This window comes from bacterium, from assembly GCA_016703265.1.
In the GTDB taxonomy this organism is placed as follows: domain Bacteria; phylum Krumholzibacteriota; class Krumholzibacteriia; order LZORAL124-64-63; family LZORAL124-64-63; genus CAINDZ01.
Genome location: JADJCK010000007.1, coordinates 301,560 through 319,761, shown reverse-complemented (window position 1 = coordinate 319,761; position 18,202 = coordinate 301,560). Strand labels below are relative to the sequence as shown.

11 protein-coding genes are annotated in these 18,202 nt (G+C 70.2%); 4 read left to right on the top strand and 7 right to left on the bottom strand.

What is annotated here, in order from left to right:
- Window positions 1-28: 28 nt before the first annotated feature.
- From IPG61_15185 to IPG61_15170, 4 genes are all read right to left on the bottom strand, one after another.
- On the bottom strand, window positions 29-3,148 hold the full coding sequence (locus tag IPG61_15185) for a tetratricopeptide repeat protein (GenBank protein ID MBK6735393.1): 3,120 nt from the start codon (window positions 3,146-3,148) through the stop codon (window positions 29-31).
- Complete coding sequence (locus IPG61_15180) at window positions 3,145-4,392, bottom strand: hypothetical protein (GenBank protein MBK6735392.1); 1,248 nt, start codon at window positions 4,390-4,392, stop codon at window positions 3,145-3,147. Before IPG61_15180 ends, IPG61_15185 begins: the two co-directional genes overlap by 4 nt.
- Before the next feature lie 22 nt (window positions 4,393-4,414).
- Window positions 4,415-7,447, bottom strand: a complete 3,033-nt coding sequence (locus IPG61_15175; GenBank protein ID MBK6735391.1) for a hypothetical protein — start codon at window positions 7,445-7,447, stop codon at window positions 4,415-4,417.
- 146 nt (window positions 7,448-7,593) lie between these two features.
- The gene (locus IPG61_15170) at window positions 7,594-8,187 is read right to left on the bottom strand and encodes a TetR/AcrR family transcriptional regulator (protein ID MBK6735390.1); all 594 of its coding nucleotides are present in this window, start codon (window positions 8,185-8,187) and stop codon (window positions 7,594-7,596) included.
- A gap of 223 nt (window positions 8,188-8,410) precedes the next feature.
- Between IPG61_15170 and IPG61_15165 the strand changes: the two genes are divergently transcribed.
- From IPG61_15165 to IPG61_15155, 3 genes are read left to right on the top strand one after another with little or no spacing between them, the layout of a single operon-like run.
- Complete coding sequence (locus IPG61_15165) at window positions 8,411-10,810, top strand: 3-hydroxyacyl-CoA dehydrogenase/enoyl-CoA hydratase family protein (protein MBK6735389.1); 2,400 nt, start codon at window positions 8,411-8,413, stop codon at window positions 10,808-10,810.
- 13 nt (window positions 10,811-10,823) lie between these two features.
- Window positions 10,824-12,008 (top strand): acetyl-CoA C-acyltransferase, encoded by a 1,185-nt coding sequence (locus IPG61_15160; protein MBK6735388.1) that lies wholly within the window; start codon window positions 10,824-10,826, stop codon window positions 12,006-12,008.
- A gap of 52 nt (window positions 12,009-12,060) precedes the next feature.
- Entirely contained in the window at window positions 12,061-13,854 is a 1,794-nt protein-coding gene (locus IPG61_15155; GenBank protein ID MBK6735387.1) for an acyl-CoA dehydrogenase family protein, read from the top strand.
- A gap of 18 nt (window positions 13,855-13,872) precedes the next feature.
- Here IPG61_15155 and IPG61_15150 read toward each other — a convergent pair whose 3' ends face one another.
- Entirely contained in the window at window positions 13,873-15,216 is a 1,344-nt protein-coding gene (locus tag IPG61_15150; GenBank protein MBK6735386.1) for a hypothetical protein, read from the bottom strand.
- Here IPG61_15150 and IPG61_15145 point away from each other — a divergent pair.
- Window positions 15,197-15,934 carry a hypothetical protein gene (locus tag IPG61_15145; GenBank protein MBK6735385.1) on the top strand — a complete coding sequence of 246 codons (738 nt, stop codon included), beginning with the start codon at window positions 15,197-15,199 and terminating at the stop codon, window positions 15,932-15,934. The genes IPG61_15150 and IPG61_15145 overlap by 20 nt on opposite strands.
- Here the strand turns inward: IPG61_15145 and IPG61_15140 are convergent.
- Together IPG61_15140 and IPG61_15135 are read right to left on the bottom strand one after the other, a co-directional pair.
- On the bottom strand, window positions 15,912-16,844 hold the full coding sequence (locus IPG61_15140) for a hypothetical protein (protein MBK6735384.1): 933 nt from the start codon (window positions 16,842-16,844) through the stop codon (window positions 15,912-15,914). The genes IPG61_15145 and IPG61_15140 overlap by 23 nt on opposite strands.
- A gap of 57 nt (window positions 16,845-16,901) precedes the next feature.
- Window positions 16,902-18,200 carry a choice-of-anchor D domain-containing protein gene (locus IPG61_15135; GenBank protein MBK6735383.1) on the bottom strand — a complete coding sequence of 433 codons (1,299 nt, stop codon included), beginning with the start codon at window positions 18,198-18,200 and terminating at the stop codon, window positions 16,902-16,904.
- Window positions 18,201-18,202 lie beyond the last annotated feature (2 nt).

Below are 18,202 nucleotides of genomic sequence, written 5' to 3'. Positions count from 1 at the left end.
TGTTGTGGACGGCCCCGGCCCGCCCGTGCTAGCGGATCACCGCCGCGATCTGCGAGGCGCGGTCCGACGCCGCGGCCACCAGTTGCGGATCGGTAGCGTTCCTCATCAGGTCCTTGTAGGCCGCCAACGCGGCCTTGAGATCACCGTTGTCCTCGCTGAGCACGGCGCCACGGGCCAGTGCCGACAGCCGGAAGGCGTTGTCAGGATCCGGACAGGCAGCCGCCTGCCGGTAGGCCGCCAGCGCGCCGGCCTTGTCGGCCAGCTTCTCGCGACAGGCGCCCAGTCGGTACTGCACCTCGGTGCGCAGCGGCTCCTCCGCGGCAGCCGCGGCCGCGATCGTCAGTTCGGCCGCCGCCTGCGGCAGCCTTCCCGCCTGCTCATGCAGGTCGCCGAGCTGGAAGGCGACGGCCGCCGCCCGCTCGTCGCCGGCGAAGCGCTCGCGGTACTCCTGCAGTCGCAGCGCAGCCTGGGCCGGCTGGCCGTCGAGCCTCTGGCACAGGGCCAGGTTGTAGAGCGCGGCCTTCTCCATGTCGCCGCCGGGCGCCGCGGAGACCACTTCGCCGAAGCCCTTCGCCGCCGCGCGATAGTCGGCGGCCTCGAAGCGGTTCATGCCCAGCCGGAACCGCGCCGAGGTCTTCAGTTCGCTCTGCCCGAAGAAACCCAGGAACTGCTCGTAGGCCTGGCGTGCCGACTCGCCGCGACCGGCCTCGGCATACGACTCGGCCATCAGGTACTGGGCGCGATCGGCCGCCGAATAGCCCGGCCACCGGCTGACCACGCGACGGAACTCGTCGGCCGCCTTCTCGAACTGCCTGTTCTCGTAGAGCCGGCTGGCGATGCGGAACTGGGCGTCGGCCGCGAACGGACTGTCGGGATGGTGCTCGACCAGGTCGGACAACTGCTCGACGCCGTCGGCTGCCTGCCCCAGTCGGTACAGGGCCTGCTCGATGCCGCGCTCGGCATCCGCCCGCAGCGGCGAGTCCGGGTGCTTCTCGATGACCGTTCCGTAGCCGGTGATGGCGTCCTGGTCGCGATCCGCGTTGTAGTCGCATTGCGCCAGGCGCAACCGGCCAAGTGCCGAGCCGTCGCCGGCGGCGAAGTGATCGAGCAGGCCGCGGTAGCAACGCCGGGCATCGTCGAAGCGCTCGGCCTGGAAGTACAGGTCGCCCGCGCGCACCCAGGCCTGCTCGGCCAGCGCACTGCCGGGGTCGAGCGCCACCGCCGCCTCCCAGCGGTCTGCCGCATCGCCGGCGCGGTCGAGCCTCAGGTAGCACAGCCCGGCCTGGTACAACACGAGCTGCCGGTCGGTGTGCTGCGGATTGCGCCGCAGGAATTCCTCGTAGACCGGCAGCGCCTCGCCGTGCCGGCCCTGGTTGAACCGCACATGCGCGATGTTGAGCAGCGCCTGGTTGAACAGCTCGCGGTCACCGCCGCCGGTATCCCGCGCCAGCACGCCTTCACTGGCGGCAACGGCGCGCTCCTGGTCGCCTTCCTGCGCATAGGTCCAGGCGAGCAGCTGGCCGGCGGCCGGCAGCGCCGTATGGTCGGGGAACTCGGACTGCAGGCGTTCGAGACTGACGCGCGCTTCCGCGTACAGGCCCTGCGCGGCCTGCGCGTCGGCGTCGATCAGCAGCGCCCACGCGCGCCACGGCGAGTTGCCCGGCGGCAGGCGATGCAGGAGGGCATGGGCCGCGCCGCTGAGCCGGCCCTGGTCGCCCGTCCGTTGCCACGACACCTGCAGCATGCACAGCGCCGCATCGACCAGTTCACGGTGCGAAGGCTGGGCAAAGACGATGGTGCCGTCGCCGTCGCTGCGTTGCGCATAGCGATCGAGCACGAGCTGGAAATGCGTTGCCGCCTCTGCAGGCCGGTTCGCCTGGAGCAGGCCGCAGCCGGCCAGGTAGGCTGCCGCCGGCGCCTGCGGCGACAACGGATGCCCGGTAACGACGGCCAGGCAGGCTGCAGTCGCGTCGTCCACCTGCCCGAGCGCGGCGTAGCTGCGTGCGATGCGGTACTGGGCGCTCGCCGCGACATCGCGATCGAAGTAGGTGGCCAGCACCTCGTTCAACGCGACGATGGCGCCGGCATGCTGCCCGGTCGCCGCCAGCACGTCACCGAGCAGGAACTGCGCGCGCGCGGCCACCTCGGTGCCGCGCCGTTGCTGCGTCAGCCCGCGCAGCAGGGTGATCGAGGATTCCGAATCGCCGTCGAGGTGAAGGGCCACCGCACGACGAATCGTGGCTTCGGCGACGAGATCGCTGTCGGTCGCGCGCCCGGCCACCTCGGCGAAGTCCTCGGCCGCGCTGCGCCAGGCGCCGCCGGCCAGGAATGTGTTGGCCTTGGCGAACTGGGCCGCGTCACTCAACGGCGAGTGCGGGAAGCGAACCACGACCTGCCGGAAGGCCGCCGCCGCCGGCAGGGGGCGCCCCTGGGCCGCCTCGCAGAGGCCGGCCAGGTACAGTGCTGCCGCGTCATCCGGCGCCGGACCCAGCAGGGTCAGCGCATCCGCTGGCCGGCCCTGCAGGTAGTCGATCGTCGCCTGCGCGCGGCGCCAATGCTCATCGCCGCGCAGCCAGGGCTCGGCCTGCGCCAGCGCCGCCACGCCCGCGGCAGCCGCCGCCGTTTCACCATGGCGAAGCTGCAGCCAGGCCAGGCGCAGGGCAGCCTCGGAGGCCAGTCGTCCGTTGGGATGGTCCTGCCGCCAGTTCGTCCACGCCTGGCGCGCGCCCTCGTCGTCGCCGGCGTCCTCGGCCGCCTGTGCGGCCAGGAACGAGGCCGCCTCGCGCCAGTCGGCCCCGGGGCCACTGCCTGGCCCCTTGTTCTTCGACCCCTTGTCGGCGCCCTTGCGGAACCAGCGCGATGCCGCCTCGTGGTCACCGAGCAGGTCCGCCAGGCTGCCGCGCAGCAGAAGCGCAGCACCGGAGTCCAGTCCGTTCACGTCGTCGCCGCCGCCCAGCGACTCGGCCAGCAGGCGCGCGGGCGCCAGGTCGCCGCCGGCCGCAGCCTGCACTGCCAGTTCGTAGCGCAGGCCGGGCGTGATCGTCGATGTCGCCGCGGCCGGCGTCTCTCCCGCCCAGGCTGCCGTCGCCAGCGCGAAGGCGACAATCAGGCCGCCGGCAGTCGCGGACCTCAGTGCGGCCCGGGTCATGGCGCCACCTTGATCGCGCCACGCGGGCCGCCGCTGCTGATCTCCACCGTGCCCGGCCGCGCCTGCAGCGACGTGCCGCCGTTCTCGTTCACGGACAGGCGATAGGTGTAGGTTCCGTCCGGCAGCGGCCTGCCGGAGGTGTCCTTGCCGTCCCACGTGATGTCGGCCGGCGGCTGTCCCTGGCCGGCGTAGCTGCGCACCACCAGGCCCGAGGCGTCAACGATCTCCAGCTTCCACGCCGAAGCCTCGGCACGCGTGCGCGCCTTCAGTGCAAAGCGCGTCACCGGCTCGCTGCCGGTCGGCGAGAACACGGCCGGCGCGGCGTTGGCCTCGGCACTGAAGCCGCCGAAGCGCCAGGTCACGCCCACGCGGTGCACAAGGCCCAGGTCGTGGTCGCTCATCGCGTAGTCGAGCTGCAGGCCGCTCGGCAGGCTGTAGGAGAAGCCGGCGGCGAAGTTGTCGATGTCGTAGCCCAGGCTGAGTTCCAGGCCCTGCATCCGGAAGCGACCGCCGGCGTGCAGCTGCGGATCGGCGCCGTCGCGCTGCACGGCGTCGACGGCCAGCAGCCCGTTGCCCCCCACCACGGGCACGACGACGCCACCGCGCAGTTCGCGCAGGTAGGTCTCGTCGCGCATCCGCAGCGCAAGCGTAGGTCCGCCCAGGTTGAGCGCCGAGGCGCCCACCTGGATGCCGCCCGGCAGCCGGCCCAGGAGGCCGACGTCGAAGCCCACGCCCGAGGCGTTGAACTCGTCGAGCGACTGTCGCGCCAGCTTCACCTGCACGCCGGCCGCGAAGCGGTCGCTCAGTGGATGCGCCACCGCCAGCCCCATCGCGAGGTTGCCTTCCTCGAAGGTGCCCAGCACCTCGTCGGACAGGGCGCCGGTGCGCTCGAAGTCGCCCGAGCCCAGGCTCAGCAGGTTGAACGCCAGCGATGGCCGGCCGCTGGCCGGCAAGGCCACGCCGAAGCTGTTGACCGAGGCATCCTCGAACAACCGCGTCGTGTTGACCTGCACGGCTCCACGCTCGAACCAGGCCGCAGCCGCCGGGTTGACCAGGGCCGCCAGCGGTTCATCCGGCAGCGCCACCCTCGCGCCGCCGATGGCCGCCGAGCGCGCGGTGGCGAACCGGTTCAACCAGTCGCCGGGCAGGCCCTCGCCGCCGTCGGCAGCCAGGGCCGGGCCCGCGAGCGCCAGGGTGAACAGGAGCAGCGTCGCGCCCCGTCCGCCCGCAGATTTTTGTGCCATGTGCTTCATGTCTTCTCCCGGCCTACCGGACCACGCCGATTTTGCGGCGCATGACGTGTTCGGTGGCGCCGTTGCCCTGCGCATCGATGCGCAGCACGTAGCCGCCGCTGGCAACGGGGACCCCGTCGCCGTTGGTGCCGTCCCAGGTGAACTCGTAGCTGCCGTCGGTGCCGCCGGCTTCGCCGGGGGCAAGTCGGCGGTCGAGGACCAGCCCACCGCTGGTCGTGAAGATGCGCAGCCGCGTCTCGGACGCCGCGTCCAGCTTCCAGGCGATCGTCGTCGGGCCATCGCCCGGATGGAACGGGTTCGGATAGCTGGTCAGGTAGCCGGGCTCGGCCTCGGGGTTCACCTCGGCGGTGACGATCTCCCAGCCAGCGCTGAGAGCGCCGGTGCCGGCTGACACGGTGAACTCCTGTGCGAAGTCGGGCGCGACATACTGGGCCGTCGCCGAACCGGTCTCGCCGGTCGCCACGGAGACGGCCTTGCCCAGCCCGGGCGCCAGGGCGCCGCTGTCGCCGTGCGCCACGGCGAAGGTCACGCTCTGCTGCGGGATGCCGTTGCCCCAGGCGTCGGTTACCCGCGCGACAAGGTCGACGGTGCGACCGGGCCGCACCCAATGGGGTTCGCCTTCCAGGGTGATGACGGCCGGATCGCCCGGCATGACGCGCAGCGCGCCGGTCACTGCGGGCGTGGAACCCGCGTCATCGCCCAGGTGCAGGACAATGTCCTCTGCGAAGGTGTAGGAGAGATTGACGGTGCGCTGTCCCTGCAGCAGCTGGAACGTGGTCGTGCTGAGCACGCCGCGCCCCGGCGCCTGGTCCTGGGCCCCGCGCACGGTGACCGTCACCTGCGCGTTCAGTTCCTGGATCACGCTGCCGGCGTCATTCAGCGCGGCGACTTCCAGCGTGAACGGAGCGCCGGCCTGGATCGCTGCCTGCGCGATGGTCGCCACCAGGTGCAGCCCGCTCGAGATCGCGCGCACCTGCGTGCTGCTCGGGCCCATTGCCGGCTGTGTCAGGTTGCTCGCCGACAGCAGGTGGTAGCCGCCGGTGCCCAGGCGCACGTTGAACGTCGCCTGCCCCGCGTTCATGGCCAGCGGCCCGTCCACGACGGCCGCAGGGTCGCTGCAGTCCAGGCTCACCAGGTCGGAGACGCCCGGCAGCGGGTTGTACCAGGCGTCGGTCGCCAGGACGACGGCCGGGAAGCCGTAGGTGATCGACTGGTCGCCGGCGCTGCCGATGCGCCCGTCGGGCGCACCGGGCTGCGGCGACTGGCCGGGAAGGGTCAGCAGCAGCTTTTCGTACGGTCCGGCGATGATCTCCAGCGCGGCGCTGGTGTCATCGTCGAGATAAGGGGCCGTCAGCGCCGACGCGGTGATCGTCTGCGTGCCGGCCAGGTACGGGGTCACCGTGACCGCAGCCATGCCGTCGGCAAGGGCGGCGGGCACGACACCCAGCCGCGGGTCGGTGCCCGTGAGTTCGAGGGCGCCGTTGACGGTCGGCACCACGTTGAAGAAGTCGTCGATGGCGCGCACCGTCACCGTGAACGGTTCACCGGCGTCCTGCCACAGCGGGTCGCCGACCACGCCGGCCTCCGTGCCCGGCAGGGCCGACTCGCCCGGCAGCAGCACCTGCAGCCCGGTCCAGGCGGCGGGCGTCACGTCTATGGCCGCAGCCGGCCCCAGGTGCGGCGGCGTCGCGTAGTCCACGCAGGTCGCAACCACATCGTCGCCGGCGCCGAAGAACGTCAATTGCCCCGTCCACACGCCTTCGGTGAACGTGGCCGTCTCCGGCGAGATGGTGCCGGGCCCGGTCGTGGCGAAAAGGCGCGCGTTGCCGTTGAAGGTCGGGATGGTCGAGCCGCCGGCGTCGACCGCGCGGATCGTCACCGCGATCGGCTGCCCGGCCGTGATGCCGGACGGCAGTGTCGAGAACTGGAAGTGGCTTGCCGCTGCCGCGGTCACGGCGATTGGCGGGATCACCATCGACTGCACTGCCGGCTCGTCGATGTCGTAGGCGGTCAGTGTCTGCCCGCCGGTCGTGGCCAGCGCCACGGTGCCCTGCGCCGTGCCGCCGGCCAGCGTGAGCGTCAGCGGCGTGGTTGCCCAACTGTCGCTCGAGACCACGCGGACCTGATGGACCGAAGGCACCGGGTTCCAGTAGTCGTCGGTGGCCCGCACCGCCAGCGTGAAGGGCGCCGTGGCCGCCTGGCTCGCCGGCGCGCCGTCGTAGCCGGCTTCGCTGCCGGGCACCGCGACCATGCCGGGCACCAGCAACTGCAATCGCGCCAGCGGCCCCGGATGCACCACGAACGCGTCGCCGGTGCCACTGCGGCCGGGATCGCCCGGCAGGTGGGCGTGCACGCGCACGCTGCCGATCTGCGAGTTCGATTCGTCGGCGCGGAAGACCGTCAGGCTGCCGCTCCAGACGCCGCTGGCCAGCATGATCACGCCCGGCGACACGCGACCCAGCCCCTGGCTGGTCAACTGTTCGAGTTGCACCGGCCCGTGATAGCCGAGCACCACGTTGCCGCCGGCATCGATCGCCGTCAGCGACGTGACGAAGGCGGAGCCGGCCTGCCGCTCGTGCGCGGCGATATCCTGGAAGCGGAAGCCCGCCAGCGCAACAGCGGTGACGTTGGCCGACGAGCCCAGCGGGATCAGCAGGTTGGACTGGTCCTGCGCCGTGAAGCGCGACGAGCCCACCAACGGCAACTGCACCTCGAACGTGACCTGCCCGCCGATGAGCACCGACGGCGCCGGCAGCACGGCGTTGCCGGCCGTGCTCGTCAGCCGCACCACGTCGCTGGCCGAGCCGACCGTGTTCCAGTCGGCATCACAGGCGCGCACGACGACCGGGAATGGCACGCCCGTCACCTGGGCGTGCGGGGTGCCCGTCTTGCCGCCGGGCTGGCCGGGGGCCGCAGCCTCGCCCGGCAGCAGGACCTGCAACTGGACGAAAGGTCCGGCCAGCGCCGTCCCTGCCCAGAAAACTGTCAATACCGCCCCGAGACGAATCAGGGTCCCGAGGCCGGCCAGATGTCGCTGAAACCGCACGGCAGCGCTCCTTGGCTTGTTCCGGTCCGCAGTTAGGAGGTTTCACCCCCTGCTTCGGACAGCGCGGGTCCGGTGGCCGAAAGGCCCCGGCACGGGCGGGAATTACAAGTCGCGTGCCATTGAAATGGAGTCGCGTGGGGGCAGGTTCAGGGGAGCGGACGCAGGGCGCCGGTGACGAAGGCAGCCACGGCTTCGGCCCTCGCCTGCAGCCGGGTGTTGCGGCGCGACAGCACCCAGTCGGTGGCCATCTCGTCGAGAACGCCGAAGACGGCCTTGGCCATCAGCGTCGCCTCGAGGTCGGTGCGCCACAGGCCGGCCGCCTGCCCTTCGGCAATGATCGCGGCAATGGCCTGCAGGTAGGCCCCCACCTTCGCGCGCGAGAGCTGGTCCAGGAAGTGGAGGCTGTGCCGCAGCTCGACCTGCGTGATGATCGCCAGGTCGCGGTCCGAGCCGACCAGTTCGAGGTGCAGTTCAATGATGCGCCCGAGGCGGGCCGCCGGTTCGGTCAGGTCGGCCAGTTCGCGCGCGCCCTGCTCGACGAAGCGGTCCATCGCACGGTCGAACAGGGAGACGAGGATCTCTTCCTTGTTCCGGAAATAGAGGTAGATGGTGCCGTCGGCCACGCCAGCGCGCCGGGCGATCATCGCCACCGTGGTGCCGTGGTAGCCGTGGCTGGCGATCTCGACGACAGCCGCGTCGAGGATGGCTTCCTTCTTGCGACCGGTGGCCGGGCGGGGCATGGCGGCTGAACATCCATTCAGTTGCGGTCCCGTTCGGAAGCCGGGCCGCTTCCGGGAGTGCGCTGGGCCGCTGCACCTTAGCAGATCGTCCCCTGCAAGTAAATCAATTGCGGGGCGGCCGCGCCGTTGACACCGGAGTTTCCGACTGGTAAAGTCATCTTTGACTGAATAGTCATTCATTAATGGCCCTCGCGGCGGGCACCCCCGCCGGAAAGGCTGGACCATGCGCAGGCAGATCAGGACCGTCGCCGTGCTGGGCTCCGGCGTCATGGGCAGCGCCATCGCCGCCCACTTCGCCAACGCCGGCGTGCGCTCGCTCGTGCTCGACATCGCCCCCCGTGAGCTCAACGACGCCGAGAAGGCCGCCGGGCTGGCGCCCGACCACCCGAAGGTACGCGGTCGGCTGGCCGCCGAAGCCGTGGCTGCGATGGTCAAGAGCCGCCCCTCCCCGCTGTTCTCGGCCGAGCGTGCTTCCTTCATCACCACCGGCAACATCGAGGACGACCTGCCGAAGGTCCGCGAAGCCGACTGGATCATCGAGGTCGTGAAGGAAGACCTGCCCATCAAGCTCAAGGTGCTGGCCGCCGTGGCCCCGCACGTGCGCGACGACGCGCTGCTGACGAGCAACACCTCGGGCCTGTCGCTGGCGGCGATGAGCGCCGTCCTGCCGGCCGCACTGAAGCCGCGGTTCCTAGGCACGCACTTCTTCAATCCGCCGCGCTACATGAAGCTCTTCGAGGTGATCCCCACGAACGACACCGACCCGGCTGTACTCAACGACGTCTGCGCCTTCGCGCGCGACCGCCTGGGCAAGGGCGTCGTCATCGCGCGCGACACGCCGAACTTCATCGCCAACCGCGTCGGCGTGCACGCGATGATGGCCACCTTCGCCGTGATGCAGGAACTGGGACTGACGATCGAGGAAGTCGACGCGCTGAGCGGGCCGGCCATCGGCCGCCCCAAGACGGCCACCTTCCAGCTGGCCGACCTCGTCGGCCTGGACACGTTCCTGCACGTGGCCGACAACCTCTACCCGCTGGTGCCCGACGACGAGGCCCGCGAGACCTTCAAGGCCCCCGAGTTCGTGCGCCGCATGGTTGAACGCGGGTTGCTGGGCCGCAAGAGCGGCGGCGGCTTCTTCCGCATGCTGAAAGAGCCGCAGAAGAAGCTGCTGGCCCTCGACCTGCAGACGCTCGAGTACCGCGACCAGGTGAAGGCGAAGTTCCCCGAGATCGAGGCCGCGCGGCCCATCGAGGACCTGCCCGCCCGCCTGCGCCAGCTCGCCTTCGGCCAGGGCAAGGCCGGCCAGGCCATCTGGAAGATGCTCGCGGCCAGCTTCTCCTACAGCGCGATGCGCGTGGGCGAGATCTGCGACAGCGCTGCGCAGATCGACCAGGCCGTGTGCTGGGGCTTCAACTGGAAGCTGGGCCCGTTCGAGACCTGGGACGCCCTCGGCTTCCGCGCCGTCACCGAGCGGCTGCGCCAGGAAAAATATCCGCTCCCCGCATGGGTCGACGCGCTCTACGCCGCCGGCGCCGACGCACTGTACCGCGAGGTCGACGGCGTCCGCTGCAGTCCCACCTCCACGCCCGGCGGCTTCGCGCCGGTGCCGGGCGACGCGCGTGCGTTCGACTTCGAGATCCTGCGCCGCACCGGCCGCGAAGTGCGTCGCAATCCGGGCGCCAGCCTGCTCGACCTGGGCGACGGCGTCCTCTGCCTGGAATTCCACTCGAAGATGAACGCCATCGGCCAGGACCACCTCAACATGATCATGACCGCCTGCACCGAGGCGGAGAAGAACTGGCAGGCCCTGGTCGTGGCCAACCCCTCCGAGAACTTCTCGGCCGGCGCCAACCTGATGATGCTGATGATGGAGGCGGCCGAGGGCAACTGGGAGGACATCGACCTCATCGTGCGCGCGTTCCAGGCCGCGTGCGGCCGGCTCGAGCACTGCGGCGTACCGGTCGTGACGGCGCCGGCGGGCCTGGCCCTGGGCGGCGGCTGCGAGATCACGCTCGGCGGCAACGCCGTGCGCGCCGCGGCCGAGACGTACATCGGCCTGGTCGAGATGGGCGCCGGCGTGATCCCCGCCGGCGGCGGCTGCCTGCGCCTGTACCTGCGCAACCTGGCGCGCCTGACCGACCCGCGCGACCTGCAGCCCGCATTCCGGCGCACGTTCGAGACCATCGGCACCGCGAAGGTCGCCACCAGCGCCGACGAAGGCCGCGACCTCGGCTTCCTGCGCCCCGGCGACACCTGGTCGATGCACCGCGACCACGTGCCCGCCGACGCCAAGGAGATCGCGCTGGCCATGGCGCGGGGCGGCTTCGAGCCCCCGGTCGAGCGTACCGCCATCCCAGTCATGGGCACGGCGGGCATCGCCCTGGCCGAGTCGGTCCTCTACAACATGGAACAGGGCGGCTACGCCACCGCTCACGATCGCAAGCTCGGCATGGTGCTGGCGAACGTGCTCAGCGGCGGCGCCGTGCCGCCCGGATCGACCGTCACCGAGCAGGAGATGCTCACCCTGGAACGCGAGGGTTTCATGCGCCTGATCGGCGAGCCGAAGACGCTCGCCCGCATGGAGAGCCTCATGAAGTCCGGCAAACCGCTGCGGAACTAGGAGAGTGGAACCGATGCAGGAAGTCGTCGTCATCTCCGCGCGCCGCACCGCCGTGGGCCGCGCGCTCAAGGGAACGCTTCGCCACACGCGCCCGGACGACCTGGGCGCCGCCGTGGTCAGGCAGCTGATGGCCGAACACCCGGGACTGGACCCGGCGCGCATCGGCGACGTCATCATCGGCTGCGCCATGCCCGAGGCCGAGCAGGGCATGAACGTGGGCCGGAACATCGCGCTGATGGCCGGGCTGCCGGTCACGGTGCCCGGCATGACCATCAACCGGTTCTGCTCGTCGGGTCTGGAGACGGTCAACTACGCGGCGCTGAAGATCGCCTGCGGCCAGGCCGAGGCGGTGATCGCCGGCGGCGTCGAGACGATGACCATGGTGCCCATGGGCGGCCTGCGTTACCTGCCCAGCCCGGCCATGGCGCACGAGCATCCCGAGTACCTCACGAACATGGGCATCACCGCCGAGAACCTTGTGGTGCGTGACGGCATCACGCGCCAGGAGCAGGACACCTTCGCGTACGAGAGCCACCGCAAGGCGGTCGCGGCGATCGCGGCCGGCCGCTTCGAGGCCGAGATCGTGCCGGTCATGGCCGCCCTGCCGGGCCGCGATGCCAAGGGCCGGCCGGCGCAGAAGGATGTCGAATTCAAGGTGGATGAAGGCCCGCGCGCCGACACCACCGTCGAGGCGCTGGCGAAACTGAAGCCCGCCTTCAAGGTCGACGGCACCGTGACCGCCGGCAACTCCAGCCAGATGAGCGATGGCGCCGCAGCGGCGCTGCTCGGCACGCGCGCGTTCGCCGACTCGATCGGCGCCGTGCCGCTGGCGCGCTTCGTCGGCTATGCGGTGGCCGGTGTCGCTCCCGACTACATGGGCATCGGCCCGGTCGAGGCCGTGCCGCGCGCCCTGGCACAGGCCGGGCTGCGGCTCGAGCAGATGGACGTCATCGAGCTCAACGAGGCCTTCGCCGCGCAGAGCCTGGCGGTCTGCAAAGGCCTGGGCCTGCGGCCGGACGACCCGCGCCTGAACCCGAACGGCGGCGCCATCGCCCTGGGACATCCGCTGGGCTGCACGGGGGCCAAGCTGCTGGCCACCGCCCTGCACGAACTGAAGCGCCGCGGCGGCAGGTATGCCCTGGTGACCATGTGCATCGGCACGGGCATGGGCGCCGCCGGCATCTTCGAAGCGATCTGAGGCTGGTGATCACCCGCGCCGGTTCGCACCGGACGGACAAGGAGAGCACGACATGACGGTCAGGACCTACCCCACCGGCGGCGAGTTCATCCTGCGCGAGACCGCGCCGGCCGATTGCTTCACGCCCGAGGACTTCGACGAGACGCAGCGGATGTTCGCCGCCACGGTGTCCGACTTCGTCGAGCGCCACATCGCGCCCATCCGCGACGACTTCGAGATGAAGGGCAACACCATGCTCGGCCGCGACCTGCTGAAGGCGGCCGGCCCCATGGGCCTGCTCATGGCCGATGTGCCCGAGGCCTACGGCGGCCTGGGCTCGAACAAGGCCACGATCATGATCGTGCCGGAAGGTGTGGCCTGGGGCGGCAGCTTCGCCGTCACGCACGGCGCGCAGGCGGGCATCGGCACGCTGCCCATCGGCTATTACGGCACGCCGGCGCAGAAGGCCGAGTACCTGCCGCGCGTGGCCACCGGCGAACTGCTCAGCTGCTACGCGCTGACCGAGACCGGCAGCGGCTCCGACGCGCTGGCGGCGGCCACCACCGCCGTGCTGTCGCCCGACGGGCAGCATTACGTGCTGAACGGCGCCAAGCAGTTCATCACCAACGCCGCTTATGCCGATATCTGCATCCTCTTCGCCAAGATCGACGGCGAGAAGTTCACCTGCTTCATCGTCGACCTGAAGTCGCCCGGCGTGACCATCGGGCCCGAAGAGCACAAGATGGGCATCAAGGGCTCGAGCACGTGCGCCATCATCCTCGAGGACGTGAAGGTCCCCGTCGGCAACGTGCTGGGCACCATCGGCAAGGGCCATCACATCGCCTTCAACATCCTCGCCAACGTGGGCCGCTTCAAGCTGGGCGCCAGCACCCTGGGCGGCCTCAAGATGACGATGAAGCACTCCGGTGCCCTACACCAAGCAGAGGCACCAGTTCGGGCAGCCCTGAGCAGCTTCGGCCTGATCCGCCGCAAGATCGCCGACGTGATGGCGCACGGCTTCGTGGCCGAGTCGATGGTGTACCGCACCGCCGGCCTGATGGACGCCGCCATCGCCACGCTCGACAAGACGGCGCCCGACTACGAACTGCAGGCCGTCGGCACGGTCGAGGAGTTCTCGATCGAGTGCTCGATGATCAAGGTCTTCTCTTCCGAGGCGCTGGCCCATTCCACCGAGGAAGGCGTGCAGATGCTGGGCGGCTACGGCTACTGCAGCGAGTACCCGCTGGAGCGCTTCTACCGTGACGAGCGCATCAACCGCATCTTCGAGGGCACCAACGAGATCAACCGCATGCTCGTGCCGGGCATGATCATGAAGAAGGCGCTGAAGGGCGAACTGGCCTTCTTCGGTGCCGCCAAGGCTGTGGCCGACGAGCTGACCGGCATGCCGTCGTTCGTCGACCCGCACGAGCCGGGCTTTCTCGAGTCGGAGGCCCAGCAGGTCGCCGGCATGAAGAAGGTCATCCTGGCCACGCTGGGCCTGGCCGCCCAGAAGTTCGGGATGGGGCTCAAGGACCAGCAGGGCGTGCTGGCCGACATCGCCGACATCGCCATCGAGACCTTTGCCTGCGAAAGCGGCCTGCTGCGCGCGCAGAAGAAGGCCGCGCGCGACGGCCAGGATGCCGCCGAGCCGATGGCCGACATGGTGCGCCTGTACACGCACGACGCCATGGAGAAGGTCTCAACGCTGGCCCGCAACTTGCTTGGCGCCACCTGCGAGGGCGATGAACTGCGCGTGATGATGGCCGGCCTGCGGCGTTTGGCGAAGCACGAGGCGCTGAACCGGTCGAAGCTGCACGACCGCATCGCGCAGCGCGTGATCGACGCGGACGGATACACCGTCGGCTAGCGCCGCCGACGGCGCGGACTATTTCAACAGCACCATCTTGCGGGTCGGCCCGAGTTGGCGGCCGTCCTGCGTGAGGCGAACCACGTAGGTGCCGCTGGCGGCTTCGAGCCCGCTCTGGTCGAGTCCGTTCCAGACCACGACCGCCGGGCCGGCCGCCAGGTTGCCTGCGTCCAGCGTGCGGACGAGCACGCCGCGCAGGTCGTAGACAAGGACGGCCACCGCGCCGGCACGCTCGAGATTGAAGCTCACTTCGGTGCTCGGATTGAACGGGTTCGGCCGGTTGCGCAGATCCAGTCCCGCTGACGGCAACGACGCCTGGGCAAGGCTGCCTGCGTTCGCGAGATAAAGCTCGGTCGGCACGTCTCCTACTGCCACATCCACCCGGTCCTGCGCGCGCAGCGACGGCGCCAGCAAAGCACCGTCGCGCCACAGCCCGAAATCGAGCCCGGGCGGCATTGTTGTCGCATCCCACGAAAGCGTCACGACCGGTGATGCCGGATCCGCGACATGTACCGTGAACGCAGGTGCAACTCCACTCCCGCCGCCAAGCCCGCTCATCTCGAATTGCGCCGCCCCATCGGTCAGCCGCAGGACCAGGCGCCAGGACGCGGCCGGCGGCGGGGTGCCACCAGGAACGGGATCAGGCAGTCCGCCGCCCAGTCGCAAGCGGAACTCGCGGATGCCGGCGGCCGCCGAATACACGTATGTATGCGCTGCGTGCAGGTTGGTTGTGGCACCGGTGACCATGTCGACGAGCTGCAGGCCATGGGCGGTCAGCCCCTGCGCATTGTACGCGAACTCAAGCGTGACCGGTGCGGCATGGTCGCTCGCCACGAGGAATCGCCACTCGCGATTCGACGCCGCCGGATCGAACGGCGCGCGCAGGTCGGCCAGGAAATGGTCGCCCGGCGGCGCGTTCCATTCGGGATGTGCGAACCACGCGGCCAGGCCCGCCGGACGCGGGTCGGGAGCCGACAGGTCCAGGCCCGGATCGAAGCCGTCCGTTGCGCCGGCGGCGGCGCCGGCGTCGAGCGGCGCGGCGAACAGCTTGCCGTTGCCGGCGCTGATCACGACGCGCGGGAGGGCAGGCGCACCACCGACGTTCAGGCTGAGCGGCACGCGCAACGTCGGCGTGGCCGGATCGTTGCTCGCGAACTCGAGCCGGCCCGTGTAGAGCCCGGGTTGGGTGTGGGCCGCGGTGAAATTGACCGCCAGATCCTCCGAGCCTCCGGGCGGCAACACACCCAGCAGGGGAAACACCCGCACCCAGCGCGGGACGGCAAGCCAGTCGAAGACCTGATTGCCGAAGCGCCGATTGTCGCCGTAGAAGACGCTCCACACGTTGAACATCTCTTCGCTCACCGCAACCACCCGCCCCGCGCCCGCCTCGCTGGCCGCCGCGACCGTCACGCCCTGCGGGTCGTCGACAAGCCGCCGCGCCGGCGAATCGATGCCAGTCAACCCGGCGGCAGGATCGCCAAGTGGATCGATGCGATGTCCACAGTGGCGGATGTTCGTGGATGATGGTCGTGAAGCCGGCCTGCGCATCGGAGGCGCCGTAGCGGAACGTGACCCCGGCCGCCGCGAGGATCCGGTTGAAGACGCCCACCGAGATATCGTCATCACCTTCGAGCAGCAGTCCGCCACCGTTGTGGACCCAGTCTGCGACAGCCCTGATCTCGGCTTCCTGCCAGGTGTCGGCGGTGTCGATGATCCACAGCACATCCATCGGGTCCAGTCGATCCGGCGTCAACGGCAGGGAATTGAACTGCACCGTCGCACCGCGCACCAGCAGGTCGCTGACAACGGTCGGCCAGTTGCCGGGCAGGTACTGCCCGTGACTCACGTCCCAGTGGATGTGCATGCCGGTGAGGTCGCGCAACTCCGCGGTCAACGAGAGGGCCTCGGCAGGGAATTCGCCGGTGGCCGAAGACGCCATCGGCGCGGGCAGTGTCGTCGGCCGCGTCGCCACATCGGGGCGGAAGCCGACCTTCCATTCGAGGTCGCTTTGCCCGTTGTTGGCGAGGGTCAGCGTCCGCGTAGCCGTCTCCCCCGGTTCAAGGGTCACTGCCAGTGCTGACGGCGCCGTCGCTACCACGGGTGGCGCCACGCCGAGGCCGCCAAGCCGGACCGAAGCGCCTTGCCCGCGCGAGTCGTCGCTGTCGATGACGAGGGTTGCGGTCATAAAGCCCGGCGCAGTCGGCGCGAAGGTCACGGCTACGGTCGCCGCGCCGTCGGGCGCAATCGTGAACGGCACGGGCGTCGTGGCCGTGAAGGCCTCGTGCCCGGTGGCCAGCGACGACGGTCAGCGGCTCGCAGCCGTCGCCGCGCAGCAGCAGGGTGTCGGTGCGCGCCTGGGAAGTGTAGAGCCAGCCGAAGTCCAGGCTGTCGGCCATGGCGACGAGAAGCCGGTTGCCGGACACCGCCAATTCGACGGGCAGGGCGATGGTCGGCTGCAGCGGGTCGTTGGTGGTGATCGTAAGGGTCTTCTGCAGCGTGACGCCGCACCGCGTCGTGGCATCCAGGTCGATGGTCACGTCGCGGGTCTCTCCCGGCGCCAGCACGCCTTCGGTCGGCGTGGCCCTGAGCCAGCGCGGCCCGGCCAGCCAGTCGAAGACCTGCAGGGCGAACGGGCGGTTGTCGGCCTCGGGCAGATTCGCGTTGTCGAATGTGTAGAGCGGCGAGATCGCGATGACGCGCCCGGAGCGGATCTCGTCGGCGACGATCGCCGGCAGGTTGCCCGGCCCGTCAGCCAGCGTCGTCGCCGGTGGCGCACCGACGGACAGCGAGCTGTGTATCCAGTCCAAGCTCAGGCTGGTGATGCCCGCGGTCACCGGATGGGGATGGATCGCCGTCGTCACCCCTTGCGACTGACTGACAGGGACGAAGGTGAAACCGTCGCCGATACCTTCGGGAATGGCGGACATGACGTACCGGTCGTAGCCGTCCAGCAGGAGCGAACCGCCGTTGCGGATCCATTGCCGGAGCACGGCCGCCTCCGCCGCGGTCCATTCGCGCCAACCGTGGCGCACGCACAGGACATGTTGTTACTCAGCAGACCTTCGGTGATCGGATACGCATTCACGGTGACCTCGGCGCCCCGCGCCTGCAGGTCCGCGATGAGGGTCGAACAGCGGGAAGACGCATCCTTCATCGTGGGCGCGCGTCCAGAGGATACGCACGCCCGCAAGGTCGACTCGCGAAACCGCCGCCTTGACGGCCGAGCCCGGCGCCAGCGACCACTCGAGGTCTGCGATCCCTGAATTGCTGATCGACAGGCGCCGCGTCGCCGTTTCACCGGGAGCCAGCGCCAGTGTCAGCGAGTCGGCCTGCACGGCAACGGACGGCGACAGGCGGCCGGCACCCGTCAGCGCCACCGTGACCACGGGCACGAGCGGGTCGTCACTCGTCAGGGTCACGGTGCCGGCGACCGGTTCCACCGACGTCGGCACGAACTCGACGACGATATCGTTTGCGGTCCGCGCCCCCGCCGTGAAGGGTGACGACGTCGCGATGCGGAAGGCGGGATGGTCGACCGTGACGCCGGTGATGCGCAGCGACGCACACCCGTCATTGAGGATCCTGAATGCCCGCGGCGCCACCGCGCCGATGTACTGCGTGCCGAAGTCCAGCGGCTCGGCCACGGAAGTGAGGCGCCGCTCCGGCACTGCGTTCAATCTGGCTGTCAAGTCCAGGTTCGGCGTGGCCGGATCGTCGCAGGCCAGCCTGATCCGGGCCGTCAGGCCCCCCACGCACGATGTCGACATCTCGAAGCCGACGTTCACGACCTGGCTGCCGCCGGCGGGCACAACGCCGGACGTCGGCTCGACCGCGACCCAGGACGATGCCATTGTCAGGTATGCGATCTCGTTCTCGGCCAGTTCGACGGCGTCGGGCACGCCGTCCGCATCGGCGTCGCCGAGGAAGCAGTCGGCATGGAAGGCGTTGTAGATCGCACGCCGCCGCGCATTGACCACGATCGCCCCGGACCCCGGGTGGCCGGCGAAGGACGCGAGCGACCGCGCATGGCCAAGAGCCGAGACGATCTGGACGCCGGTATGGCCATCAGGGCCGGCCTGCGGCGCGAACCCATCGATGCGGTTCGGCCAGGAGAAGCAGCGATGCGGCTCCTCGGCGGGCACAAGCACCGGAGTCTCTGCCAGCGAAGACGCGGGCACTATGCCCAGCCGCATCAGCAGAGGATTGTCGGCGACAGGGTCCGCGTCGGCGTAGAGCAGCGCGCCTCCCCGGTCCAGATGGGCCGACAACGCTGCGAGCGCCTGCGGAACCGGCTCGCTCGTACGACTGCTGACGATGACAAGGTCCCAGGGGCCGAGGTATTGCAACT

Excerpts from the sequence above, each read along its gene's own strand:
- IPG61_15185 (MBK6735393.1), bottom strand. The coding sequence starts at position 3,148 with ATGACCCGGGCCGCACTGAGGTCCGCGACTGCCGGCGGCCTGATTGTC.
- IPG61_15180 (MBK6735392.1), bottom strand. The coding sequence starts at position 4,392 with ATGGCACAAAAATCTGCGGGCGGACGGGGCGCGACGCTGCTCCTGTTC.
- IPG61_15170 (MBK6735390.1), bottom strand. The coding sequence starts at position 8,187 with ATGCCCCGCCCGGCCACCGGTCGCAAGAAGGAAGCCATCCTCGACGCG.
- IPG61_15165 (MBK6735389.1), top strand. The coding sequence starts at position 8,411 with ATGCGCAGGCAGATCAGGACCGTCGCCGTGCTGGGCTCCGGCGTCATG.
- IPG61_15160 (MBK6735388.1), top strand. The coding sequence starts at position 10,824 with ATGCAGGAAGTCGTCGTCATCTCCGCGCGCCGCACCGCCGTGGGCCGC.
- IPG61_15155 (MBK6735387.1), top strand. The coding sequence starts at position 12,061 with ATGACGGTCAGGACCTACCCCACCGGCGGCGAGTTCATCCTGCGCGAG.